At 40.4% G+C, this 25,801-nt stretch carries 17 protein-coding genes and 2 pseudogenes; 12 read left to right on the top strand and 7 right to left on the bottom strand.

Annotation, left to right across the window (positions count from 1 at the left end; all coding sequences use genetic code 11):
- Window positions 1-98 precede the first annotated feature (98 nt).
- The 3 genes from PGX00_RS04125 to pepA all read right to left on the bottom strand — a co-directional run bounded on the left by PGX00_RS04125 (window position 99) and on the right by pepA (window position 5,127).
- Entirely contained in the window at window positions 99-2,969 is a 2,871-nt protein-coding gene (locus PGX00_RS04125) for a valine--tRNA ligase (protein ID WP_272133120.1), read from the bottom strand.
- 115 nt (window positions 2,970-3,084) lie between these two features.
- Window positions 3,085-3,537, bottom strand: a complete 453-nt coding sequence (locus PGX00_RS04130; protein WP_272133121.1) for a DNA polymerase III subunit chi — start codon at window positions 3,535-3,537, stop codon at window positions 3,085-3,087.
- A gap of 81 nt (window positions 3,538-3,618) precedes the next feature.
- Window positions 3,619-5,127: a leucyl aminopeptidase gene (gene pepA, locus PGX00_RS04135; RefSeq protein ID WP_272133123.1), complete on the bottom strand. Its 1,509-nt coding sequence runs from the start codon at window positions 5,125-5,127 to the stop codon at window positions 3,619-3,621.
- 191 nt (window positions 5,128-5,318) lie between these two features.
- Here pepA and lptF point away from each other — a divergent pair.
- Both lptF and lptG read left to right on the top strand, forming a co-directional pair.
- A pseudogene (gene lptF, locus PGX00_RS04140) lies at window positions 5,319-6,427 on the top strand (LPS export ABC transporter permease LptF).
- Entirely contained in the window at window positions 6,420-7,490 is a 1,071-nt protein-coding gene (lptG, locus tag PGX00_RS04145; protein ID WP_272133126.1) for an LPS export ABC transporter permease LptG, read from the top strand. The pseudogene lptF and the gene lptG overlap by 8 nt, the downstream one beginning before the upstream one ends.
- A 118-nt stretch (window positions 7,491-7,608) precedes the next feature.
- Here the strand turns inward: lptG and PGX00_RS04150 are convergent, their stop codons facing one another.
- Genes PGX00_RS04150 through PGX00_RS04160 form a run of 3 tightly spaced genes read right to left on the bottom strand, consistent with a single transcriptional unit; the run spans window position 7,609 to window position 10,648 of the window.
- Entirely contained in the window at window positions 7,609-8,994 is a 1,386-nt protein-coding gene (locus tag PGX00_RS04150; RefSeq protein WP_272133127.1) for a TRAP transporter large permease, read from the bottom strand.
- Window positions 8,981-9,523, bottom strand: a complete 543-nt coding sequence (locus PGX00_RS04155) for a TRAP transporter small permease subunit (RefSeq protein WP_272133129.1) — start codon at window positions 9,521-9,523, stop codon at window positions 8,981-8,983. The genes PGX00_RS04150 and PGX00_RS04155 overlap by 14 nt, the downstream gene beginning before the upstream one ends.
- A gap of 57 nt (window positions 9,524-9,580) precedes the next feature.
- Window positions 9,581-10,648, bottom strand: coding sequence for a TRAP transporter substrate-binding protein (locus tag PGX00_RS04160; protein WP_272133131.1), 1,068 nt, complete (start codon window positions 10,646-10,648; stop codon window positions 9,581-9,583).
- Between the two features lie 221 nt (window positions 10,649-10,869).
- Here PGX00_RS04160 and PGX00_RS04165 point away from each other — a divergent pair, with 221 nt between their 5' ends.
- The 10 genes and pseudogenes from PGX00_RS04165 to PGX00_RS04210 all read left to right on the top strand — a co-directional run bounded on the left by PGX00_RS04165 (window position 10,870) and on the right by PGX00_RS04210 (window position 23,727).
- Complete coding sequence (locus tag PGX00_RS04165; protein WP_272133132.1) at window positions 10,870-12,249, top strand: cache domain-containing protein; 1,380 nt, start codon at window positions 10,870-10,872, stop codon at window positions 12,247-12,249.
- Window positions 12,246-12,881: a response regulator gene (locus PGX00_RS04170; protein WP_272133133.1), complete on the top strand. Its 636-nt coding sequence runs from the start codon at window positions 12,246-12,248 to the stop codon at window positions 12,879-12,881. Before PGX00_RS04165 ends, PGX00_RS04170 begins: the two co-directional genes overlap by 4 nt.
- A gap of 18 nt (window positions 12,882-12,899) precedes the next feature.
- A complete protein-coding gene (locus PGX00_RS04175; protein WP_272133135.1) occupies window positions 12,900-13,835 on the top strand; it encodes a LysR family transcriptional regulator in 936 nt (311 codons plus the stop codon).
- A 126-nt stretch (window positions 13,836-13,961) separates the two neighbouring features.
- Window positions 13,962-14,494: pseudogene (locus PGX00_RS04180) on the top strand (phosphatase PAP2 family protein).
- Window positions 14,491-15,543 carry an MJ1255/VC2487 family glycosyltransferase gene (locus PGX00_RS04185; RefSeq protein WP_272133137.1) on the top strand — a complete coding sequence of 351 codons (1,053 nt, stop codon included), beginning with the start codon at window positions 14,491-14,493 and terminating at the stop codon, window positions 15,541-15,543. Before PGX00_RS04180 ends, PGX00_RS04185 begins: the two are co-directional and overlap by 4 nt.
- A gap of 497 nt (window positions 15,544-16,040) precedes the next feature.
- Window positions 16,041-17,003: a transcriptional regulator LeuO gene (gene leuO, locus PGX00_RS04190; protein ID WP_272133139.1), complete on the top strand. Its 963-nt coding sequence runs from the start codon at window positions 16,041-16,043 to the stop codon at window positions 17,001-17,003.
- A 234-nt stretch (window positions 17,004-17,237) separates the two neighbouring features.
- On the top strand, window positions 17,238-19,055 hold the full coding sequence (locus PGX00_RS04195; RefSeq protein ID WP_272133141.1) for an AMP-dependent synthetase/ligase: 1,818 nt from the start codon (window positions 17,238-17,240) through the stop codon (window positions 19,053-19,055).
- A 446-nt stretch (window positions 19,056-19,501) separates the two neighbouring features.
- Window positions 19,502-21,220 carry an acetolactate synthase 3 large subunit gene (locus tag PGX00_RS04200; protein WP_272133143.1) on the top strand — a complete coding sequence of 573 codons (1,719 nt, stop codon included), beginning with the start codon at window positions 19,502-19,504 and terminating at the stop codon, window positions 21,218-21,220.
- Window positions 21,220-21,714, top strand: a complete 495-nt coding sequence (gene ilvN, locus PGX00_RS04205) for an acetolactate synthase small subunit (protein WP_272133144.1) — start codon at window positions 21,220-21,222, stop codon at window positions 21,712-21,714. The genes PGX00_RS04200 and ilvN overlap by 1 nt, the downstream gene beginning before the upstream one ends.
- A 132-nt stretch (window positions 21,715-21,846) precedes the next feature.
- Window positions 21,847-23,727: a GGDEF domain-containing protein gene (locus PGX00_RS04210; protein ID WP_272133145.1), complete on the top strand. Its 1,881-nt coding sequence runs from the start codon at window positions 21,847-21,849 to the stop codon at window positions 23,725-23,727.
- A 507-nt stretch (window positions 23,728-24,234) separates the two neighbouring features.
- Here the strand turns inward: PGX00_RS04210 and pykF are convergent.
- Window positions 24,235-25,647, bottom strand: coding sequence for a pyruvate kinase PykF (gene pykF / locus PGX00_RS04215; protein ID WP_272133147.1), 1,413 nt, complete (start codon window positions 25,645-25,647; stop codon window positions 24,235-24,237).
- Window positions 25,648-25,801: the final 154 nt, after the last annotated feature.

Here is a 25,801-nt window from a genome sequence, read left to right on the forward strand (position 1 = left end):
GAAAGGATTTTAGGCTGTAGATATAGAAAAGGTTGGCTTAACGCCAACCTTTTTACTTGATTAAATCTGAATGAAAGATGAGAAACGGCAGTGCTTTACTAAAGTGCTGCAATCGTTGCTTTTTGCTCTTCAATCTTGACGAGTGTTTCTTCGTATGCCGTAAGTTTCTCGCGTTCTTTTGCGACAACCGCTTCGGGGGCTTTTGCAACAAAACCTTGGTTGCTTAGCTTTCCGCCAATACGTTTTATCTCACCTTGAATTTTCTTCACTTCACCTTCTAATCGTGCTAATTCGGCATCTTTATCGATTAGGCCTGCCATAGGGATCATAAGTTCTGATTTCGCTACAAGTGCGGTGGCACATGCTGGCGTATTTTCGTTCTCGGCGAGAACTTTAACACTATCGAGTTTCGCTAGAGACAGAATAACGGTTAAGTTTTCTTCCAGACGCTTCACATCTTTATCGTCAGCCGCTTTCAGCATCACTTCTAGTGGCTTGCTTGGCGCTATATCGTATTCAGCACGTAAATTACGAATGCTAGAGATAAAGCTCTTCACCCAATCAATATCTGCAATCGAACTTTCATCGAAATTAGCTTGCTCAAATTGAGGTAAAGCTTGCGTCATGATTGTCTCACCTTCAACACCAGCAAGTGGTTTAACGCTTTGCCAGATTGACTCCGTGATATACGGCAAGACAGGATGAGCAAGACGTAATGTCTTTTCAAGAACGGTAATCAACGTATAACGAGTCGCCATTTGTTGCGCTTCAGTACCTTTCCATAAAACCGGCTTAGTGAGTTCTAAATACCAGTCACAGAATTGGTTCCAAATAAATTCGTAAAGTGTATTGGCTGCCATATCCAAACGGTAATTTTCGATATGAGTATTGAAATCCTTCGCAGCAAGTTGGAATTGAGATTCAATCCATTTGTCCGCTAGCGAGAAATCCAGATTAGCCACTTCTTCTTGAGACAGAGAGGTCGCGCAATCTTTATCTTCAGTGTTCATCAATACGTAACGACTTGCATTCCACAGTTTGTTACAGAAATTACGATATCCCTCAAGACGTTTCATATCCCAGTTGATATCACGCCCTGTGGATGCCATTGCTGCAAGAGTGAAACGTAGCGCATCGGTACCGTAAGGTTCAATACCATCTTCAAATGTCTTGCGGGTATCTTTTTCTATTTTTGCAGCGAGCTTTGGCTGCATCATATTACCCGTACGTTTTTCTACCAATGACTCTAAATCGATGCCATCGATCATGTCTATAGGGTCGAGGACATTACCTTTAGACTTAGACATCTTGTCGCCATTTTCATCGCGTATAAGACCAGTTACGTACACCGTTTTAAACGGTACTTGTGGTTTACCATTTTCATCTTTAATGAAGTGCATGGTCATCATGATCATGCGAGCAACCCAGAAGAAGATAATATCAAAACCTGTTACCAGCACGTCAGATGGATGGAATACCTTCATGTCTTCGGTATCCGCTGGCCAACCTTGTGTGCTGAAAGTCCAAAGTGCAGATGAGAACCAAGTGTCCAATACATCATCGTCTTGGCGAAGAACAACAACGGGAGCTAGGTTGTTTTTACTGCGTACTTCTTCTTCAGTACGACCAACATAAACGTTGCCGTCATTGTCATACCATGCTGGGATACGGTGCCCCCACCACAACTGGCGAGATATACACCAGTCTTGGATATCTCTCATCCAAGAGAAGTACATGTTTTCATATTGTTTTGGTACGAACTGAATTTCACCATCTTCTACGGCTTTCGTTGCCGTCTCAGCTAGTGGACCTGCGCGTACATACCATTGATCGGTTAGCATTGGTTCGATAACAACGCCACCACGGTCACCATAAGGCACGGTTAATTGGTGATCTTTTATTTCATCAAGCAGTTCTAATTCCTGGAACTCTGCTACAACGGCTTTTCTCGCAGCGAAACGCTCCATACCGTGATACTTTTCTGGAAGAGACGTGCTATATGCTGTGCTTTCTTCACCTTTAGTGTCAAAAACCTCAGCGGCATCACGAATATCGCCGTTGAACGTTAGGATATTGATCATTGGTAGGCTATGACGTTTACCAACTTCATAGTCATTAAAGTCATGAGCAGGAGTGATTTTTACGCAACCAGTGCCTTTTTCCATATCGGCATGTTCGTCACCGACAATAGGAATACGACGATCCACGATAGGAAGGATAATTTCTTTACCAATGAGTGCTTTATAGCGAGGATCTTCTGGATTTACCGCTACACCAGTATCGCCGAGCATCGTTTCAGGGCGAGTTGTCGCGACGATAATATAATCTTTGCCATCGGCTGTTCTTACACCGTCCGCTAGTGGATAGCGGAAGTGCCACATATAGCCATTTTTATCTTTGTTTTCTACTTCAAGATCTGAGATGGCGGTATGTAACTTAGGATCCCAGTTAACCAAGCGTTTACCACGATAGATTAAATCATCTTCATAAAGGCGAACAAAAACTTCTTTGACAGCGTCGGAAAGTCCGTCATCCATAGTGAAGCGTTCACGCTCCCAGTCTACAGATGCACCTAATCTACGCAGCTGCTTTGTGATTGTTCCGCCTGACTCGTTTTTCCATTCCCAAATTTTGTCAATGAATGCATCACGGCCATAATCACTTTTTGTTTTGCCTTCTAGAGCCGCAATTTTACGCTCCACAACCATTTGTGTTGCGATACCCGCGTGGTCGGTACCCACTTGCCACAACGTATTTTTACCCTTCATTCGTTCACAACGAATTAAGGTATCCATGATCGTATCTTGGAAGGCATGGCCCATATGCAGGCTACCAGTAACGTTTGGCGGTGGAATCATGATGCTGTACGCATCTTTAGAGGTATCACCGTGTGGTTTGAAATAACCGTTCTCTTCCCATGTCTGGTATAGAGACTGTTCAATTGATTGTGGGTTGTATGTCTTTTCCATGGCGTCTTTTAATGGATACTTTTAGTTGATTCTGAAATAAGGATTAAAAATCTTAAAGGTCTATCACCTAAAAAAGGGAGGCCTCAAACTAGGAGGCTACCTATAAGATCATAAATTAGTTCTGATGATCGATATCGATAGTTTGCATCTGATATCCAGCTTTGCGATAAATTTTATACCTTTCGCGGGCAGTTTGCTTCGCTTTTTCATCATAAGGAACGAAGTCTATCACTTGAGCAAAGGTTCCCGCAAAGTTTGTATTATCTTTCGCCAAATTAATAACGAGTTGACGATTCCAACTTGGGCGCAATTGACTATAACCGATCTCAATCGATGTGCCGTTTTTGGGCCCCTCACCGATAAGATTATGCGACAGGAAATACTCTGGCTCTTGCTGCCATAGTCGTTCATCCCAATACAAGGATTCATCTTTATTTTCTGCGTTTACATAAAGTTTTACGCCCTGGTTGCTGAAGTGTTTTAACAGAAAAAGTATATATGACTCAAACCCATCTTTATTGCATTGAGGGGAGTCGGGTTGAACAATGTAAAAAGTGGCTGTATTCATGCTCTACCTAACTTGCTCAGCTATTTGTGCTTAAACCATAAAAGAAAAGGGCCATAAGGCCCTTTTCGTTAAATTGAATCTCTATTCTTCAATTTCTTGGCCACTACGATTAAGTAGGAATTGGACAAGAAGAGAGACGGGTCTACCGGTTGAGCCTTTGGCTTTGCCTGATTTCCAAGCGGTACCAGCAACATCAAGATGAGCCCAGTTGTACTTTTTCGTGTAACGAGATAAAAAACAACCCGCAGTAATAGTACCGGCAGGACGACCGCCAATATTTTGCATATCTGCAAATGGGCTTTCTAGCTGTTCTTGATATTCGTCAGCCATCGGCAGACGCCATGCTCTATCACCAGCTTGCTCAGAAGCATTGACCAATTCATGAGCAAGTGGGTTGTGGTTTGACACTAAACCGCTGATATGGTGTCCAAGCGCCATAACACATGCGCCAGTTAGTGTTGCAACATCAACGACACACTCTGGCTCAAAGCGCTCTACATAAGTTAGAGCATCGCAAAGAACTAAACGGCCTTCAGCATCGGTATTCAATACCTCTACTGTTTGACCTGACATAGTGGTCAAAATGTCGCCTGGGCGATAAGCGTTGCTACCAGGCATGTTTTCACAGCCCGCAAGCACAGCAACGACATTGATAGGCAGGGCGAGTTTCGCCAAGGCTTTCATCGTACCAAATACAGATGCAGCGCCACACATGTCATATTTCATCTCATCCATGGCTTCGCCAGGCTTCAAGGAAATACCACCCGAATCAAAAGTTAATCCTTTACCGACTAGGACGATTGGTTTGGCGTCAGGGGCTGGGCTACCTTTGTATTCCATTACCGACATCATTGACTCATTGCGAGAACCTCGGCCAACGGCTAGGTAGGATGTCATACCTAGTTTTTCCATCTCTTCTTCACCAATGATTTTTGATGTGATGGTTTCGTAATCGTCGGCCAATCGACGAGCTTGTGAAGCTAAATAAGCAGGATTCGCAACATTAGGTGGCATGTTACCAAGATCTTTTGAAGCTTTAACACCAGATGCAACGGCTAGGCCATGAGTAATGGCTTTCTCACCAAGGTTCAATTCGCGTCGAGTTGGTACGTTAAATACAAGTTTACGTAATGGGCGACGAGTTTCAGGCTTATTACTCTTAAATTGGTCGAAAATGTACAACCCATCTTTTGTAGATTCAACAGCTTGGCGTACTTTCCAATAAGTATCTCGGCCTTTTACGTGCAGTTCTGTGAGAAAACAGACCGCTTCCATAGAACCCGTTTCGTTTAAGGTACTGATGGTTTTTTGGATGATCTCTTTATACTGACGTTCGCCTAACTCGCGCTCTTTACCACAACCAACAAGAAGAACTCGTTCAGACAGCACGCCTGGAACGTGATGCAGAAGCAGCATCTGGCCGGGTTTACCTTCTAGATCTCCACGACGGAGTAGAGAGCTAATATAACCATCACTGATTTTATCAAGCTGTTCAGCCACTGGGGAAAGGCGGCGAGGTTCGAATACGCCCACGACGATACAAGCACTACGCTGTTTCTCTGGGCTGCCACTTTTTACACTGAACTCCATGTAAACTCCTACAAGTTAAAGACAAACAGAACTAAATGTTAGATAATTGCGGTCTACTTTGTTCTAAATTGAACTAAAATAAACAAATATTGTTTAATCAACAATTAGCCTAAATTTGAAAAAATAAAAGGTTCATCGAGAAATTATAGTGATTAGAGCAAAAAAACAAGTTTTGTATAGGTACTTTTAGCGTGATTATTGTCAGATATTTGATCCGCGAGACAATCAAAAGTCAAATTGCGATCTTTTTCGTACTATTTTTGGTGTTTCTGAGCCAGAAGTTTATCAGCATTCTGGCTCAGGCGTCAGACGGAGATATTCCGGCCAGTTTGATTATGACTTTGGTTGGCCTAAATATGCCAGTAATGGCAGGAATGATTCTGCCACTTAGTATATTTGTTGGAATATTAATCACTTTCGGCCGTTTATACGCTGAAAGTGAGATTACTGTAATGAATGCTACCGGTATTGGTAATAAATTTTTGATCCAATCTGCGCTTTACTTAGCCTTGATTTCATCAATTGTTGCGGGATTTAATACTCTCTGGTTAACCCCTTGGGCTTTAGATAAGCGGGCTGAAACCATGGAGCAATTGTCTGCCGACAATAGCGTCGAGCTTCTACAAAAAGGGCAATTCCAACGCACGCCCGACGGTTCAGCGGTGGTGTTTATTGGAGATCTCAAAGATAAAAAGTTGAGTAAAGTATTTGTTGCTCAAGTGACTCAAAGAGATTCAATTTTGCCGAGTGTGATGCTTGCGGACTCTGGACGCGTAAAAGAGCTTGATGATGGAAGACAAATACTGTCTCTCTATGATGGTACACGTTATGAAGGGGTACCTAAGCGCCTTGATTACATGATTACGGATTATCAAGAATATGACGCGTTAATTGGACAAAGGGAAGTCAAGAAAAGTGGGCGTGATTGGGATGATTTACCGACACTAACATTGCTCAATCATCCAGATAAAAAAGCGCAAGCTGAATTACAATGGCGTATTTCTTTAATTGTTTGTATACCGTTATTGACCCTTATTGTTATCCCTTTGTCAGCGGTAAATCCTCGGCAAGGACGCTTTGCTAAGATGGGGCCCGCAATCCTGATTTATATGACTTACTTTTTAGCGCTTAGCGCTAGCAAGTCTGGTATTGAGGGGGAGGGCTACCTGTAATTATTGGTATGTGGCCAGTGAATATTTCTCTTCTTTTGGCAGGTTTAATTCTTAACTATATGGATAGCATCGCTGTAAGGCGATTGGTCGATAGTTTTAGACAAAAAAGGTTGGCAAAGCGTGTTTAAAATCCTCGATCTTTACATCGGTAGAACTATTATTGCGACAACCTTCCTTACGTTATCCACATTGGTGGGTTTATCCGGGATAATTAAGTATGTAGAGCAACTTAGAAAAGTAGGGCGAGGAACCTATGACCTTGTTCAGGCACTTTATTTTGTGCTTCTAGGGATGCCTCGGGACATTGAAATGTTTTTTCCTATGGCGACATTGCTTGGTGCTTTGATTGCATTAGGTATGTTGGCGTCTAGTTCTGAGTTGACAGTAATGCAGGCTTCAGGTTTTTCTAAGCTTGATATTGGTTTATCTGTTTTAAAAACCGCAATCCCTTTAATGGTTATTGTAATGGCGTTGGGCGAATGGGGGTCTCCACAGACGATTAAAATGGCAAGAGAGTCACGAGCTTTTGCCATTTCCGGGGGTACTATTGTGTCAGTCAGAAGTGGTGTCTGGGCCAAAGATTCAGATAATTATATTTATATAGGACGCATCAACGATGAGACTCTTCAAGCATTAACGGTTTGGCAGTTTGATAAAGAAGACGCCCTTGAAACGATTGTTTATGCCGACAGTGCCGATTATATCGGTAATAATATTTGGCAAATGAAGAATGTCCAACTTACTCATATGAAAGACAATATTCAGCTATCTAAGGAAGATCTTCAAACCTATGACTGGCAGTCTACAATAGAGCCAGATAAGTTAGATGTGGTTACTGTAAAACCAGAAGAGCTCTCATTATCGGGTATTTATGATTACGTCAATTACCTAAAAGCTTCAGAACAAGATGCAGCCAGATATGAATTGGCATTTTGGCGAAAGATGACTCAACCGTTATCTATTGCAGTGATGATGTTAATGGCGCTCTCTTTTGTTTTTGGTCCTTTACGAAGTGTCACTATGGGAGCAAGAATTATTTCCGGGATTATTGCTGGATTTACTTTTTACATATCGAGTGAATTTTTTGGGCCACTTAGTTTGGTGTATCAAATACCACCTTTTGTTGGTGCAGTAGCTCCTAGTCTTCTGTTTTTAGCTCTTGCGATTATGTTATTGCGGCGAAACTTATAGCGATAAAAAGGGGTAACTGGAACAATACGCCGGCGACAGGGGAGGTCATTGCCCACGCTCTGCAACCAGTTACCCGCTAATTTATCATTGATAACTTATAGCTCTTAACTCTTAACTCTTATCCATAAGCGACACTTGGGAACCAGAGAACGAGTTGGGGCCAAATAACTAAACACACTAAAGCTAGAATCTGAATAAGGATAAATGGCATTACACCTTTATAGATATCTTTAAGCTCCACGCCTTCCGGGCATACTCCTTTTAAATAAAACAGAGCAAAGCCTACGGGAGGGGTTAGAAAACTCGTCTGCAGGGCCATTGCAACCAACATCACAAACCAAACTAAACTTGGATTATCTACCACGCCATGGCCATCAAGTTCGATGCCTAAGTTGGCGATAACCGGTGCTAGTAATGGTAATGCTATCAAGGTTATTTCGATCCAATCTAAGAAGAAACCGAGTAAGAAAACAATAAATAGAATGAACGCAATTATGCCGTAAGGGCCAAATGGTAAGCCGCTCAAGAATGATTCGATGAGCTCATCCCCGCCTAATTCTCTTAACACTAAAGCAAAGCAAGACGCACCAAGAAATATCATGAAGATATAAGCTGTAGTCCCAAATGAGGATAGCAACACCTCTTTCATTACTTTTAGGTTTAATCTTTTATTGTAAGCAGCTAAAAGTGTTGCACCCATGGCCCCAATACCTGACGCTTCAGTTGGAGTAGCGATACCAGCGAATATGGATCCAAGGACGACAAAAATCAAAATAACCGTTGGTGTAATATCTTTAAATACCTGAAAAATGATACTCCAATCGACTGGCTCTACGTCATGTGGAACAGGAGCTTTTTCTGGGTTTAGTTTACCGACGATTAGAATGTAAATAATGTACATTGTGCCTAGCAGTAGTCCTGGCAATATAGCACCCATAAAAAGGTCACCAACGGATAACCCAAGTTGATCTGCCATGATAACCAACATTATCGATGGGGGTAAAAGTATCCCCAACGTACCGGCAGAAGCTATCGTTCCTAATGCTAAGGGCAAGTGGTAACCTTGGCGCATCATGGTCGGTAACGACATTACTGCGAGTAAAACGACGGACGCACCAATAATACCTGTGGAAGCAGCTAAAATAATACCGATAGCCATGACGGTAATGGCTAAGCCACCATGTACTTTACCAAATAGTTTTTGCATGGATGCCATCAGTTTTTCGGCGATACCTGATTTGTCTAGCATGTTCCCCATAAAAATAAACATAGGAAGTGCAACCAGAATCCAGTTGTCCATGATCTTGTAAATACGGTTAACGACAAGGCCTAAACTGGTGTAATCGAGCCCGGTAAAAGTGTCCAAATAGATATCGGCAAAATACCCTACTGCTGCAAATATAACTCCGATGCCACCCAATATATAAGCGACGGGTATACCTGTAAATAACAGTAAAATAAATGAGCCAAACATGGCGATTACAATCCACTCATTCGCTTCCATGTTGTGCTCCTTTAGCTAGTGCCTCTATATTTCTTAAAATTCTTGCAACCATTGCTAGCAATAGCAGAGAAAAACTAACGGGAATAACGCCTTTTATTAACCATCTATAGGGCAAGCCCGATGGTGAAGACGAACTTTCATTCACTCTCCAAGATTCGTAAGCGAAATCATATGAATGCAAAATGACAATAATAACGAATGGAATCGCGAATAGAGTTAAACCTAGTATGTCTACAATCGCTTTCTTCTTTTCGCTAAACTTGTGATAAAAAAGGTCAACGCGAACATGAAGATTACTAATCTGCGCATAAGAAACACCAAACATGACCGCGGTAGCGTAGAGGTGCCATTGCAGTTCTTCTAATTGAATCAGGCCACTAGAAAAAACCTTCCTCAAAACGACTTGAATAATAATAACCAGAACTAAAACCAAATTGGTCCAAGCGACAAACTTACTTATCGCCGTGATGACATTTTCCATGTGCACATAAATCGGAACAGAGGGTGGCGAAGATACAACCTTACTCATGGGCTCCTCCTTAGAAAAAGTGCCAGCCACTTAGGCTGGCTATTAGGGTGTCAAATATTAATTACGTGTCGCGCGAGGAAGGAATGCATTCGCTTCCCAAAGTGCGTAACCTTTACGGAACTCACTTAGGTCTTGCCATACTTTGTTAAAGAATGGGTCAGCATTGGTTTTCTCATCGACAACTTCCAACCAAGTCGTTTCGAACAGGTCTAGCATTTGATCGTTCCAGTAACGAATCTCTACGCCATTTTCTTTAGCTTTCTGCATGGCTGAGAACTGCATCGCTTCTCCTTCCGCAATAGAGTAGGTCATTGTTGCCATGCAGGTAGTTTCAACGGCACTTTGCTGTGCGTCATCCATTTTTGCCCAAGTATCTTTGTTGATGAGTAGCTCAAATACAGTGGACTGTTGATGCCAGCCAGGGAAGTAATTGTATTTAACTATTTTGTGGAAACCTAAGCGCTGATCGATAGCGGGTTGAGAAAACTCAGATGCGTCAATAGCACCTTTTTCAAGTGCGCCAAATATCTCGCCACCAGGAAGTTGAACAGTACCCACACCAAGTTTTTCCATGACAGAAGCACCTAAACCGAAGAAACGCATATTCAATCCTTTCAGATCTTCTGGTTTCTCAATTGGCTTTTTAAACCAACCTGATGTCTCTGGAGAAATGATGGCACAAGGAAGAACTTTGACATTGTAACCACCCTGGTCATACATTTCTTGGTACAGTTTTAGACCATTCCCAAAGTATAACCATGCCATATATTCACCTGCTTCCGGGCCAAAAGGTACCGCAGAAAAGAGTGCCGAAGCAGGAAGTTTGCCTTGCCAATATCCAGCTGTTGCGTAACCGGAGTTTACTTTGCCTGTAGATACCGCATCTAAAATTTCCGCTGGATTAACGAGCTTACCAGGCTCATAAATTTTCATTTTTATAGTACCACCGGAAGTTGCAGTAATATGGTCGGCATACCATTTAATTGGTGTGCCTAAAGCGGGTAAATGAGTGCCGAAAGCAACGGGGGTTTTTAATAATATTTTGCTTGCCGCGTTTGCACTCATTGTGAAGCCAGTAGTAGCGATAGCTATGGTGGTCGCAAGAGCAATTTTGTTTATGTTCATTTCTTTCTCCTTGTAGGGGACAAGTTCCTTGTTAAGTAAAAATGTGAACATCTAGTAGTTAAAATTGTTAAGTTGATGTTACATTTGTGGTTAGTTTAGGTGGGATAAAGCCGATTCGATATTGGGGAAATTGCGCAAATCTTGTCAGTGAAATTACCTAATCCAAGCAATTTCGTTTGGTAAAACTACGTACACGTTGTTATTCCATATGAGGTGATGTAATGGAGTTTGTTAACAGTAGAAAACTATCGATAAATATAATTTTGCTTTCAGTTGTACCTTTAATAATAGTGGTGGCAATCGTTGCTAGTTTATTGTTTAGCCAAGCAAAAAACTTAGTAGAAGATGAAGTGAAATTAACTCGCAATAATATCGTTATCTCAAAAAAACAAGAATTGAAACAGTATGTGGAAATAGCCGTAAAAAGTATTGAGCCGTATTACTTGGATTCAACGCTTGATGAGCAAACAGCAAAGCGAATAGTTTCTGAAAAATTGAGCCAGCTCACATATGGAAGTGATGGTTACTTCTTTGTTTATGATTGGAATGGCGTTGCATTGGTCTTGCCTCATCAAAAAGAACGCATAGGGAAAAACTGGTGGGACGTCGAAGACTTTAAAGGTAAAAAACTGCTTCAAGAGCTTATCTATGTTGCTAAACAGGGAGGTGGTTTTGTTGATTACTTTTGGCATAAACCGTCTAAACAAGAGCCTCTTCCGAAGCTAAGTTACGCAATATCGCTTGATAAGTGGCAGTGGATGGTAGGAACGGGTGTCTATTTAGATGATGTAGAAAATCAGATATCCCATATGCAACATGGTTTCGATATAAATGTAAGCAAAAGCTCTGCAGCACTATTCGTTGTGGTATTTATTGCTGTGTCCGCAATTGCTGGTTTAGGGGCGTCACTAAACCTAAATGTACGTAAATTGGCTAATGAACAAATGAGCTTATTGAATCAGCAGATTATAGATTCTCAAGAAAATGAGAGAAAAAGAGTCTCTAGAGAGTTACATGATGGCGTAAATCAATTACTTGTTGCGGCGAAATATCGTTTAGAAAACCTGCAAAAAGAATCAGATGAATTAATCAAAGAAGGGGAGTTACAGGCGAGTAAGCAAGCCATGGATCAGGCTATTGTCGAGTTACGTAGGATATCAAGAGATTTAAGACCGCCTCAACTTGATGATCTCGGATTGGTGGCTGGTATTGGTTCATATATCAACGATTTGCGCAAACGCACAGATTTAGAACTCATTTTCGAACACGATATTGATGGCATAGAAATGGTCTCGGAAGTTGAAACAACGCTTTATCGTGTCGTACAAGAGGCGTTGCATAATGTAGAGAAACACGCCGAGGCTAAAGGCGTCGATGTTATTTTGCAAAGAGAAGGGAAAAAATTGCTCCTTACTGTTAGTGATGATGGAAAGGGTTTTAAGGTTTCAACAGATACAAAAAAACAGAAGTTTCGCAAAGACAGTATGGGATTACAGAATATGAAAGAGCGAATTCAAGGTATTGGTGGGGAGTTTAAAGTGACCAGTAATCTCGATCAAGGAACGGAAATCCGTGTATCACTGAGAATGGAATTTATATGATTAGTTTAGTATTAGCCGATGACCACCGCTTGATGCAAGATGGATTAAAATCGCGACTAGATCGAGAGGATAACCTCGCTATTTTGGCATGTGTTGGGACAGGTGAAGATGCTTTGCAAATGACACTGGACCTTAAGCCTGACGTTTTACTACTTGATATAAACATGCCGAAATTAAATGGTATCGAAGTGCTAGAGATGCTTAAAAAGTCAGGGTCGAAGACTGCTGTGATTATGTTATCTATGCATGACTCCAAAGATTATGTCGTCCGCTCTGTCAAATCTGGTGCGAAAGGATATGTGTTAAAAGACGTAGGTTCTGATGAGTTAGTAATGGCTATAAACCAGGTAGCAAGTGGGCGCTCTTACTTAAGTTCCCAAGCGTCCGATAAATTGTTAGAGCAATTTAATGAAGAGCCTGAAGAAAAAGATGAAACGCTATCTAAAAGAGAAGTAGATGTTCTTAGAGCAATTGTAAGTGGTGCCGGTAATAAAGATATAGCAGACAAGCTACACATTAGCGTTAGGACAGTAGAAACCCACCGACTTCGAATTAAAAAGAAGCTAGGAGCAACTTCGACCGCTGGTTTGGTAATGATTGCTTTAGAAAAAGGGTTAATTAAGCAATGTTGAATATGTTTAGATTAAATTATGCCTAAAAACTATTTAAATAGTCGTCAACCTATTCTGGATAAAGTCGTGTTTTTTTGTGCAGTGATAAGAGTTGGGTCGTTTAAAGAAGCTTCTGCCGAGCAGGGAATATCAGCCGCTGCAGGTAGTCGATGGGTAAAAGAGTTAGAAGAAATTATTGGCGTTGAGCTAATAAAGCGAAGTACGCGTCAACTGGTTGCGACTCAGGCTGGACAACAACTTTTTCAGCGTTTTAATGGGATTTTGCCTGAAATAAACACGGTTATAGAAGATGTACAAAATTTAGCAGAAACCTTACAAGGTGAAATTAGGATTTCTTCTACACCTTTGTTCGCTAAACAGTACCTCACCGACATTATCTCGCAATATATGCAGCTACATCCCAAAGTCGATTTTAAGCTTTTTATTGAGGCTGGAGACTTTGACCCGTTAACCACTGATTTTGCGTTTAGAGCGAATGCGAGTTACACGGGAGAGCATCAAGCGGATTCTCTTTTAGTTAAAAGGCATTTGCTTAGTGAGCCTCTCTATTTATGCGCTTCATCTAGTTATTTACAAAGATTTGGCGCACCGAATAACCCAAATGAACTTAACAATCATCGTTGCCTATACGCAAGAACATTACTTGGTGGGAGTCGTTGGTGTTTTGAGCTTTATGGTCAGCCGACAATCGTGACGATCAAAGATGCCTTAGAGTGCGATAATAGTGAGATTTTATTGGATTTTGCGTTGCGCGGTGCAGGTATCGCTTATTTGCCCGAGTCGATTGTTAAACAGCACATTGTAAATAAAGAGTTAATCAGCGTTATGGGAAACTATCTTTGTGCGACGTTTGATATCAACATGTATTATCGTCCACGAAAACCTATGCCTGAACGGTGTGCACAATTCAAATCATTCTTGATTGAACAAATATCTATTTCTTCCGGTAAGTAGCTAAAAACACGTTATTCGCATCAAAAAAACAATCAGATTGTCATCAATTATCTAAAGAAGCGTCACCTCCCTGTCATTTGCATTGAATAAATTATTGATGTGGTGTCTTTAGTGAGGGGAAATATAATGCGAACCATACAGCCAATAGTCAGATTTGATTTAGCCGTGTCTCTGTTTTTATTGCAAAACAGATTTAGCTATAACTTTGCACAAGTAAGCAAAGCAATTTCACATACAGGTGATGGTCATTTGTACGTAATGATTGGTCTATCTGCGTTTATATTTGATGATAATATAGGTCGTTTTTTCTTTGTACTGGGCTTCTTGCTTTTGCTATAGAACTCCCTATTTATTGGTTTACGAAGAATGGTTTTCGTCGTAAGCGACCTATTGAGTTTTCGACTCAGCTAATCTCATTTATTACACCTTCAGATAAATTTAGTCTTCCTTCTGGGCACACTGCAGCAGCGTTTGTTATGGCTACACTTTTAGGTGAGTTTTATCCTGACACTTATTTTGTCGCATTAATCTGGGCAACATTAATAGGAACTTCTCGAGTTTTACTTGGCGTGCACTTTTTAACGGATGTAGTGATTGGTGCTGTGTTAGGTTTTGCTAGCGCAACGTCTGCAATTTATTTTCTAGGGGCTGAGCTTTGAAAATTTTGTATGGTGTACAAGGTACTGGCAATGGACATATTGCTCGAGCACGAGCGATGGCATGTGCATTAAAGGATAAACAGATATCGGTAGACTTCCTTTTTTCGGGAAGAGAAAAATCCAATTATTTCTCGATGGACGAGTTTGGCAACTATCAGACTAGAAAAGGAGTTACCTTTATTACCGAAAAAGGACGAGTTAACTACATTAAAACAGCGCTAGATTGTACTCCATTGAATGTATTAAAGGAGATCAATCAGTTGGATCTATCGGGTTATGATGTAGTGCTAAATGATTTTGAACCCATTACCGCTTGGGCAGCTAAGAAGCAGAAAGTCCCCTGTATTGGTATTAGCCATCAAAATGCTTTTAGGTATGAAGTTCCTAAGAAAGGCAGAAGCTGGTTTGATGGAAAAATCATACAACATTTTGCACCTTCAGATTTTCATATTGCTCTACATTGGCACCATTTTGGGCAACCTATTTTTCCTCCGATTGTTCACACAGACAACTCGCATAAAGTGGAAACGGGCAAACAGGTATTGGTTTATCTACCATTTGAAAATATCGATGATATTACCGATCTTTTGCTGCGTTTTTCTAGTCAGACATTTATTTGCTATCACCCGGAGGTTTTATCTGAAACGACAGTTGAGAATATCCATTATAGAAAACCATCGTATTTTGGTTTTCAACAGGATTTGCATCGATGCAAGGGAGTGATCGCGAATGGAGGATTTGAACTTCCTTCAGAAGCCTTATCGATAGGAAAAAAATTATTACTAAAACCACTTTCCGGACAGTTTGAGCAAGAGAGCAATGTGGCGACCCTTGATTACCTAGGTTTAGCGCACTCAATGGATTACTTAGATCCTGCTGCAGTTAGAAACTGGTTGGATGTAGGGGAAGCAGAAAGCGTAAAATACCCAGACGTAGCAAAATACATCGTAGATTGGATAATCGCCGGTCACTGGGGTTCTAGTGAAAATTTAAGGGCCTTGCTTTGGGATAAAGTCGATTTTCCTAGTTATGTTGTTATTCAAGACTAAATTTAAGTTAAACCAGAAGTACTAACTGTTAGAGTTTGGTCTCTGAACAATTTGGTTTCTTGTTTTTTTGCAGAGCGGGCAGTGAGCATTTCTTTAAATAAATTTACCGCCCAATGCTATTATTTTACGACCTGCTTTTAGCTAATATCATTTCTATTTTATTCATCAGCATAATTAGTCTCCCATCACTGGTAGTTTTAATATGCGCCTGCCAAATACTTACTCGGTTAACATTGTTTTAGTTGATTTATATATTTTTATGTTTTCACATAAGATTCTGATAAATAAGTTTATTTTATCTAAATAGGTAAAATTAAGTGATTATTTATAAAGCTTATTGAATTGGTGCAATCTATTGATGGATAGTAATGCCACTCGAACGACAGGTAACTGTTGCGATAAACATACAAACTACATTCTAGGTTCCTAATTTAATGACAACCGTATACCGGTGACAGTCATTTAAGCAACTTTAGAAAAACTGATGAGGCACATTCATGCAAAACAAACCTAAGACAAATAACGTTGCACCTAGTCACAGTATGGAATCTACGTTGCGCGGAGTAGACTTAAATCTACTAACGGTTTTTGATGCGGTAATGCAAGAACAGAACATAACTAGAGCGGCACACAATTTAAACATGTCTCAACCAGCCGTAAGTAATGCTGTTGCGCGTCTTAAAGTGATGTTTAATGACGAACTGTTCATGAGACATGGTCGAGGTATTCAGCCAACACAAAGAGCACGACAACTGTTTGGCCCTATTCGTCAAGCTTTGCAATTGGTTCGTAATGAGTTACCAAGCTCTGTATTTACGCCTGAAACATCAAGTCGTTTGTTTAAACTGGCTATCTCTAGCCCTAGTGATATGCGATTTGTGCCTAAAATTCTAACTAGTATCGCTGAAAAAGCACCAGATATTCATTTGCACCTAGATGCTGAATTTGATGTAAACCTGAATGAAAAAATGCGTTATCAGGAAGTGGATTTTGTTATCGACTACGCACGATTTGAAGAGCAAGGCTTTGCAAGCACAGAAATATTTAGTGACGAGCTAGTTGTTGTTGCAGCGTCATCGCACCCTAGAATTGGTGATATGATTTCTGAGCAAGAATTATTAACTGAAAAGCATGCTAAGTTATCTAAATTAAACGGTATGCGTAGTTTTTCTGAGCAAGCTTATAGAGATTTAGAATGTAATGCCGCTTATAAAGGGACGAGTCTAAGCAATGTTCTCTATGTTGTTAGTCAGTCAGAGTTAATAACAGTGGCCCCTCGTTGGTTAGTAGAAAACCTATCAGATAGACTTGATCTAAAGGTGATGGAATTCCCACTAGAGAACAATAATATTAGCGGGTTTTTGAGCTGGCATGAGTCAAGCGAAAAAGACCGTGGTCACATCTGGATGCGCAACCAGTTAATGGTTATTTGCGGAGAGACAGTAGCAAATCAATACTAATTGCTGCCAAAATAACAAAAAAGGCCCTTTTAAGAGAGAATCTTATCGGGGCCTTTTTTAGTTTTAGAGCTGTAAGAACTATGCTTCTAAAAAAATCATTATTTCAGACAGTACCTGATACACATTTTTACCAAATTAAGGTGTTTAGACTAGCTTCACTTGTTGCCTTTTCCGAAGCTAAATGTACACTTGTCGACTGATTAAGCTTACATGTGTAAGCCAAAGGTAAATTAAATGGCCAATTTAGATTTTCATCTCGTAAAACGTATTAGAGAGCAAGTTGCAAAAGGTGGAGATAGAATCGCTCTTCGCCATAAGGTAGCAAATGTTTGGAAAGGCATTAGCTGGAAGCAATTTGGTGAACAGCTTGATGTGTTATCTCTCGCACTGCTGGCTCAAGGATTGAAAGCTCAAGATAAAGTAGGTATTTTTTCAAATAATATGCCTAGATGGACCATAGCCGATGTTGGCTCATTACAAGTCAGAGCGGTAACCGTTCCTATTTACCCAACAAATACCGCAGAACAGTCGGCGTTTATTCTCCAAAACGCTGACGTAAGAATATTATTTGTCGGTGAACAACCACAATATGATGCTGCTGTTAGTATTTATGATAGCTGCGAGAAGTTAGAACTTATCGTAGTTATGTGTGATGAAGTCGATCTTCAAGGTAACCCTAATGCAGTGACATGGAATGACTTTATTGCTAGTGGTTCAGTCGATCACCAACAAACTTTAGAGCAGCGGTTGAGTGAAGCGAACTACGAAGATTTATTCACGTTAATTTATACATCTGGTACAACAGGACAACCGAAAGGGGTTATGTTGGATTATCAGAATATGGCCTCTCAATGCGAAGGTCATGATTTGAAGATGGTATTGACTGAAGAGGATATATCTCTCAGCTTCTTGCCTCTGTCACATGTCTATGAACGTGCATGGACCTTTTATGTTCTTTATAAAGGGGCAACTAACTGCTACTTGCAAGATACAATGCAGGTCCGTGATGCTTTAGGCGCAATTCGCCCTACTGTGATGTGTGCTGTTCCACGCTTCTACGAAAAAATCTTTGCCGCTATTCACGAGAAGGTATCTCGTGCTCCTGTTCACCGTAAGATGATTTTTACGTGGGCTGTTAACATGGGTGCACGTATTGCCGTTTGCAAGCAAGAAGGCAGAGAGCCATCACTTATACTCAAAAAGAGTCATAAACTTGCAGATAAGCTAGTTTTGGCAAAGTTAAGAGACTTACTTGGTGGAAATATCAACTTTATGCCGTGCGGTGGTGCCAAGTTGGATGCAACAATTGGCCGTTTTTTCCATGCGATTGGAATAAACGTCAAGCTTGGCTATGGAATGACGGAAACAACGGCCACGGTTTCTTGTTGGGATGATGGCGTATTTAATCCGGACTCTATCGGTACTACGATGCCCGGTGCGCAAGTCAAGATAGGTCAAAATAGCGAGATTCTTGTACGCGGTCCAATGGTGATGCGTGGTTACTACAAAATGCCAGAGGAGACTGCAGCCACTTTTGACGAGAATGGATTCCTCAAAACGGGTGATGCTGGTGAATTTGATGAAAATGGTAATTTGTTTATTACCGATAGAATCAAAGAATTGATGAAAACATCTGGTGGGAAATATATAGCACCGCAAGTCGTTGAAGGCGCCATTGGTAAAGACCATTTCATAGAGCAAATTGCCGTTATTGCCGATACACGTAAATTTGTATCGGCGCTTATTGTTCCGAGTTTTGAGTCTCTTGAAGAATACGCGAAAGAACTCAACATTAAATACCACGATCGAATAGAGCTATTAAAGCATAGCCATATTGTTGAAATGTTAGAACAAAGAGTCGCTGACTTACAAAAAGATCTGGCGAAATTTGAACAAGTGAAAAAATTTACATTATTGCCTAAAGCATTTTCAATGGATAAGGGTGAGTTAACACCGACACAGAAGTTACGTCGGAAAGTAATTCATGAGCGTTATGAAGAAGAAATTGAAGATATGTATACAGATAAAGCAAAAGAGAAAAATAACAAATAGCTCAATAAGCTAGCTGATATAGCGACTTTGTGATTTAAGCCCGTTGAAAATAGAATTTCAGCGGGCTTTTTTATTGTAACTAGAGTGTATTTTGTTGTCTTTGTCCTGTTTTTTCATTCAAGTGTGGATTTATTGACCGGTAATGTCCGGATATGCAGTTTATGATGGCTTTTTTCTGATTCTACTTGATTTAATGAGCAATAAGATCGAAATTAAGTACTCGGTACTAAGGGTACGCCTTATACCGAATTCATGGATATATTGTTGGTTTAAACGACACCACTAGGAACGATTCCTAAACGTTTAAACCTCAATATTATTAGGCTACGAATAAGCCCTAACTATGTAATACAACAATTAGTAGGTATTTGGTTACACTTGCCAATATACCAAGAGCTTCGGGCTTATCAGCTGTGGCTAATTGTATGTATTAAGGAGGCAACACAATGGAAATGTTATCCGGCGCGGACATGGTTGTTCGTTCGTTATTAGACGAAGGCGTTGAACACATCTTTGGCTACCCTGGTGGTTCTGTTCTTGACATCTATGATGCACTTCACGAAAAAAGCGATATTGAACACGTACTTGTTCGCCACGAACAAGCAGCAGTGCACATGGCAGATGGATATGCTCGTGCTACAGGAAAAACAGGTGTGGTACTTGTAACATCAGGCCCTGGTGCAACCAATGCAATTACAGGTATTGGTACCGCTTACATGGACTCAGCTCCTCTGGTGGTGCTTTCTGGTCAGGTACCTGGAACATTGATTGGTAATGATGCATTCCAAGAGTGTGACATGGTTGGTATTTCCCGTCCGGTTGTAAAGCATAGCTTCTTGGTTACCGATCCTAAAACAATCCCTGAGATTATCAAAAAAGCCTTCTATTTAGCATCAACTGGTCGTCCTGGTCCAGTGGTTGTTGACTTGCCAAAAGATATGTTAAATCCCTTGCTCAAATTCCCTTATGAGTACCCTGAGTCGATCAAGATGCGTTCGTATAATCCAACGATGACCGGACATAAAGGCCAAATTAAAAAGGGTTTAAAAACCTTGCTGGAAGCAAAAAAACCAATTCTATATGTTGGTGGTGGCGCGGTGATTTCTGAGTGTCACGAGCAGTTAATACAGTTGGCGGAAAGATTGAACTTGCCAGTTGTGAGTACATTAATGGGCTTAGGCGCTTTCCCTGGAACGCATAAAAATGCGTTGGGTATGTTAGGTATGCATGGTGTTTACGAAGCCAACATGGCTATGAATAATTGCGATTTGATCTTTGGTGTAGGCGTTCGTTTTGATGACAGAACCACGAACAATGTAGAAAAATATTGCCCAAATGCCAAAGTCATGCATATCGATATCGACCCATCTTCCATATCAAAAATTATTAGAGCTGACGTTCCTATTGTGGGCTCTGCAGATGTTGTTTTAGATTCAATGCTCAAGTTGTTAGATGAGCAAAATGGGGCGAATGACGTTGAAGCTATTGATACTTGGTGGAGTGAAATCAAACAATGGCAAGATCGTAGCTGTCTGAGTTATGAAAAGTCGCCAGATAAAATCAAACCTCAAGAAGTCATAGAAGCATTATATAAATTAACTAATGGTGATGCTTACGTTGCATCTGATGTTGGTCAACATCAGATGTTTGCAGCACTGTACTATCCGTTTGATAAACCGCGTCGTTGGATTAATTCCGGTGGTTTAGGAACGATGGGCTTTGGATTACCTGCTGGTATGGGTATTAAGTTTGCTATGCCAGAAGAAGAGGTTGTTATTGTGACAGGGGATGGAAGTATTCAAATGAATATTCAAGAGCTCTCGACTGCGCTTCAATACGACATTCCAGTGAAGATTATCAACCTTAACAACCGTTTCTTAGGAATGGTTAAACAGTGGCAAGATATGATTTATCAAGGTCGCCACTCTTCGTCTTATATGGACTCTGTTCCTGACTTTGCTGCTATTGCTGAGGCATACGGTCATGTAGGTATTCGTATTTCTTCTCCAGATGATTTGGAGTCAGAATTAAAACGAGCTTTAGACATGAAAGATAAGCTTGTGTTTGTTGATATCACTGTAGATGAAACTGAACACGTTTACCCAATGCAGATTAAAGGCGAGGGTATGGATAAGATGTGGCTAAGCAAAACGGAGAGAACCTAATGAGACATATAATTTCACTGTTACTTGAAAACGAACCTGGTTCTCTTTCTCGTGTAGTTGGTCTTTTTTCCCAACGCGGGTATAACATTGAATCATTAACTGTATCTCCAACGGATGATGAAACACTTTCTCGACTTAATATCACGACAGAAAGTAATGATATGGTGCTAGAGCAGATTGAGAAGCAATTAAACAAATTGATTGATGTTCTTAAAGTTCAAGAAGTGACCGAGTATGACCATATAGAAAGAGAGCTTATGTTGGTCAAGGTAAAGGCAAATGGACCAGTAAGAACCGAAGTAAAACGAACTGCGGATATTTTCCGTGGGCAGATAGTCGACGTGACTCCTTGTCTTTATACTATTCAGTTAACAGGGGCCAGTGATAAACTAGACGCATTTATTAAAACTATCTCCGATGTAACCGATGTTGTTGAAGTTGCACGGACTGGCGTTGTGGGTATTGCACGAGGAGATAGAGCTTTAAAGGCTTAAAACTTAAGTGCTGTCACAATGCAGTAAAGCCCTCTGTTTAATAGAGGGCTTTACTTTAAATAAAATCATATTTGTTGCTAGAATGTCTCACTATTAGGAACGGTAATATGCTTTATTTTTATGAGGTGATAGATGTTTAGAGAAAGATGGCTTGGCTTCATTGCTCTAGCTTGTCTGTCACTTTGTATTGGCGTTGGCGCAGCACATTATTTTAAATACCGCTCAGCTTATGACAAAAATGTAGAGCAGATAATTGAAACCAGTCAATTTCAACTACGTTTTACTGCCCGCAGTTTCACCCGCTTGAAAGCTCAAGTATCTTCAACCTTTAAACTCACAGGCAACAATAGAGCTCTAAAGGACTATGTCCAGTCTGAAAACCCAATCGATAAAAAACGCGTTGAGGAAGTTTGGCAAGCATTAGCCAACTATCAACGTTTTTTTAAGCAGATTCGATTTGTCGATAATACAGGGCAAGAAAAGATAAAAGTTAGCTTTTCAAATCAAGATCAAAAAGCAGAAATAAGTACCGACTACCACTTTTTCGGTGAACCTTACTATTTAAGGTTTGCCCATAGCATTGCTAATAATACAATTGGTAATTTAGGTCCTATGCTAGAGACCTCTTCTATAGACAAAGAAAAATCGTTAACACCTGTACAATATGCGATTACCCCTTTCGAAATCAATGGTGTTCGAAAAGGATATCTTGTATTAACGATTGATATTTGGCTAGTTAAATCTATGTTGGATTATTCGCCTCAACCCGAATTTATCCCTCAACTGCTCACATCAAGCGGTGATTATGTTGCTCATCCAAATGCAGAGATGTTATTTGGTTTTTCTATTAGACATAGAAAAATTCATAATTTAGCTCTTACACATAATGACCTTTGGCAAGACATGCTCGTTAATGGTTCGGGTATCACACAGGTCGAATCGGGGCTCTATGTTTATCGACTTATTGATTTGAGTGCGAGTAAAAGCATGTATGCACTCATTCATTTTAGTAATCAGCAACTTTCTCAGCATGTATCTGAAGACTATACGGAAATAGTTGAAAGCGCTGTACTTATTATGTTTCTTATTCTTGTTGCTTGTGTGCCTTTTGTCCATATCGCTTATGATTTTAAGAGAAAAAAAGTGGATAGTAGCCTAGCCCTTGCGGCATTGAATGGTATGACTGCCGTCATTGTTTGTGATAGTCGTTACCGAGTACTAAAGGTAAACAAAGAACTTGAACGGATGACGGGTTACGTTGATGGGCAGATCCACCTTCGTAAGATTAGGAAGTTATTTTTTAAGAGTCAGGAAGGCTTCAGCTGGTTAAGTATATATGAGTCAGTTAAAAATAACGGGCAGTGGGAAGGTGAGTTGGTTATTCGGGTAGGCAATGGAGCTGAAATTATTACTCTCACTAGAGTACAAGCTTTGCTAGACGATAAAGGCAACTTGACTAACTACATCATATCTATTGTCGATATATCAGAGCGTAAAGAGCTTGAAGAGCGCTTGAGATATTTGAGTGAAAGAGACGAATTATCCCAGTTGTGGAATAGAAGAAAGTTTGAACAAGAGCTTCGATCTGAAGCTGAGCTTTTTCAACGCTACCCTGAAAGTCATGTTGGATACTTAGCTCTGTTAGATATCGACTATTTCAAGCGAATTAATGACAACCAAGGTCATGATGAAGGTGACAGAGTTATTCGCAGAGTCGCTGATTGTCTAGTGGAAAATACACGAAAAACTGATTCAGTCTCTAGGATTGGAGGTGAAGAATTCGCAATCATCATGAAGCATACAAAAGCAGAAGATGCTCAAATAATTTTAGAGCGAATACGGATGGCCATTGAAACTGACCCTCAGCATACGGTCACAATTAGCATTGGATACACCGATATCATTTCTGATTCCTCCGCTTGTTACAAATATGCAGATATAGCACTTTTTGAATCTAAGTCATTGGGAAGAAACAAAGTATCTCGATGTGAAAGTACAGATGACATAGCTTAACGTGTAAATTGTCACATAATTGCAACAACTAGACTAAAGTATAATTTAAAAAAATACTTGAGCTACAATTATAAATAAGTAAACTGGTTGTTTTTTGAACATCCCAGTTTATTTTGGATAAACGCGAAGGTCGCGATTTAGTAAGGAAGTCATACAGTCTGGGTACATGAGGCAAGGTATGTTGAATAAGTCACTAGTGAGAGTTACCGTCGGAAGCTTAGTTATCCTTGGTATTAAAATGAGCGCAATCTATTTTTTACCAATGGTCCTACTTTTAAATACACACCATAAAGAGTTTTTCGGATGGTAAAAAAATCGGGGTTTTCCCCGATTTTTTATATCTGCAATTCATCAACTTGGCAAATTGGATCTACGACTATGGTCTAATATAGTGGTGAGCGATACTAGCTGAAGAATACCTAACGTGTACACTGTTCACAAACTTACTTAATCTAGGCACAAAAAAAGAGGGCCAATAAGCCCTCTCTACAATTCAATTTCTGAATCTTATAGAACGTGTACAGACGCCGTGTTTGTAGTACCTGAAGCAACTAGTGCACCAGAAACCATAACTACGATATCGCCTTTCTTACCAAGACCAGTAGTAAGCGCAAGCTCTTTACCGTTAACGTAGAATTCATCAGTATTTGCGATTGAATCAACAACAACTGGACGAACACCTTTAGTAAGAACTAGTTGAGCTGCAGTTTTCTTGTTAGTAGTAAGAGCAAGAATGTTCGCAGTTGGGAAGTATTTACGTACTGAACGAGCAGATTTACCACCGTCAGTTGCAACAACGATAAGTGGAGCTGCTAGTTTTTCAGCAGTGTCTACTGCGCCTTTACATACTGCTTCTGTAATACGTAGACGTGGGCTATCTAGACGGTCGCCTAGCTCAGCTTTTAGTGCTCTATCTGTACGGTTACAGATTTGAGCCATAATAGTTACTGCTTCAACAGGGTATTTCCCCTTAGCTGTTTCACCAGAAAGCATTACTGCATCCGTACCATCCATTACTGCGTTAGCAACATCGCCAGCTTCAGCACGAGTTGGACGTGGATTTTGGATCATAGAATCAAGCATTTGAGTTGCAGTGATAACCATTTTACGAGCACGGTTACATTTCTCAATCATCATTTTTTGAGCGAAGATTACTTCTTCTGCTGGGATTTCAACACCAAGGTCACCACGAGCAACCATGATACCGTCAGAAGCAGCAAGAATAGAATCGAAGTTATCAACACCTTCTTGGTTTTCGATTTTAGAAATGATGTGGATGCTTTCGCCGCCATTAGCATTTAGAAGATCGCGAATTTCTTTAACATCTTCTTCTTTACGAATGAATGAAGCAGCAACGAAATCTACGCCTTGCTCACAACCAAACTTAAGGTCAGCTTTATCTTTTTCAGAAAGCGCAGGAAGTTTAACTGAAACGCCAGGAAGGTTAACACCTTTGTTTTCGCCTAGAGCACCGTTGTTAAGAACGTTACATTTTACGTCAACGTCAGTGATAGCGGTAACTTCCATTTCGATTAGGCCATCATCAACTAGGATAGTGTTTCCTACTGAAAGGTCTTTTGCGAAACCAGGGTAAGTAACAGCAACGATGTCTTTGTTACCAACAACTGAAGTATCAGTTGTGAAAGTGAATTCTTGACCAGCTACTAGATCAACGTCATCGCCGTTTTCTAGTTTGATAGTACGGATTTCTGGGCCCTTAGTATCTAAAAGGATAGCAAGTTGCTTACCTTTAGTTTCCATTACAGAACGGAAGTTTTTGATACGTGTGCCGTGCTCTTCAAAATCACCATGAGAGAAATTAAGGCGCATTACATTCATGCCAGCTTCAACAAGTTGAGTCAATTTCTCTACAGATTCAGTTTTAGGGCCAATCGTACATACGATTTTGGTCTTTTTCATGGAAGATACTCTCCGGTAAGTATGTTTTACATTTTCAAGTTTGGTTGCTGTTTAGAGGAACATAAGAAAGAAAATGACAACATTTTTGCTGTAATTTACATCAATTAATTATGATATCTAAACGAGCGTAAAATCTTTCATATAGTGTAGCCGC

The organism is Vibrio algarum, from assembly GCF_028204155.1.
GTDB classification, from domain to species: domain Bacteria; phylum Pseudomonadota; class Gammaproteobacteria; order Enterobacterales; family Vibrionaceae; genus Vibrio; species Vibrio algarum.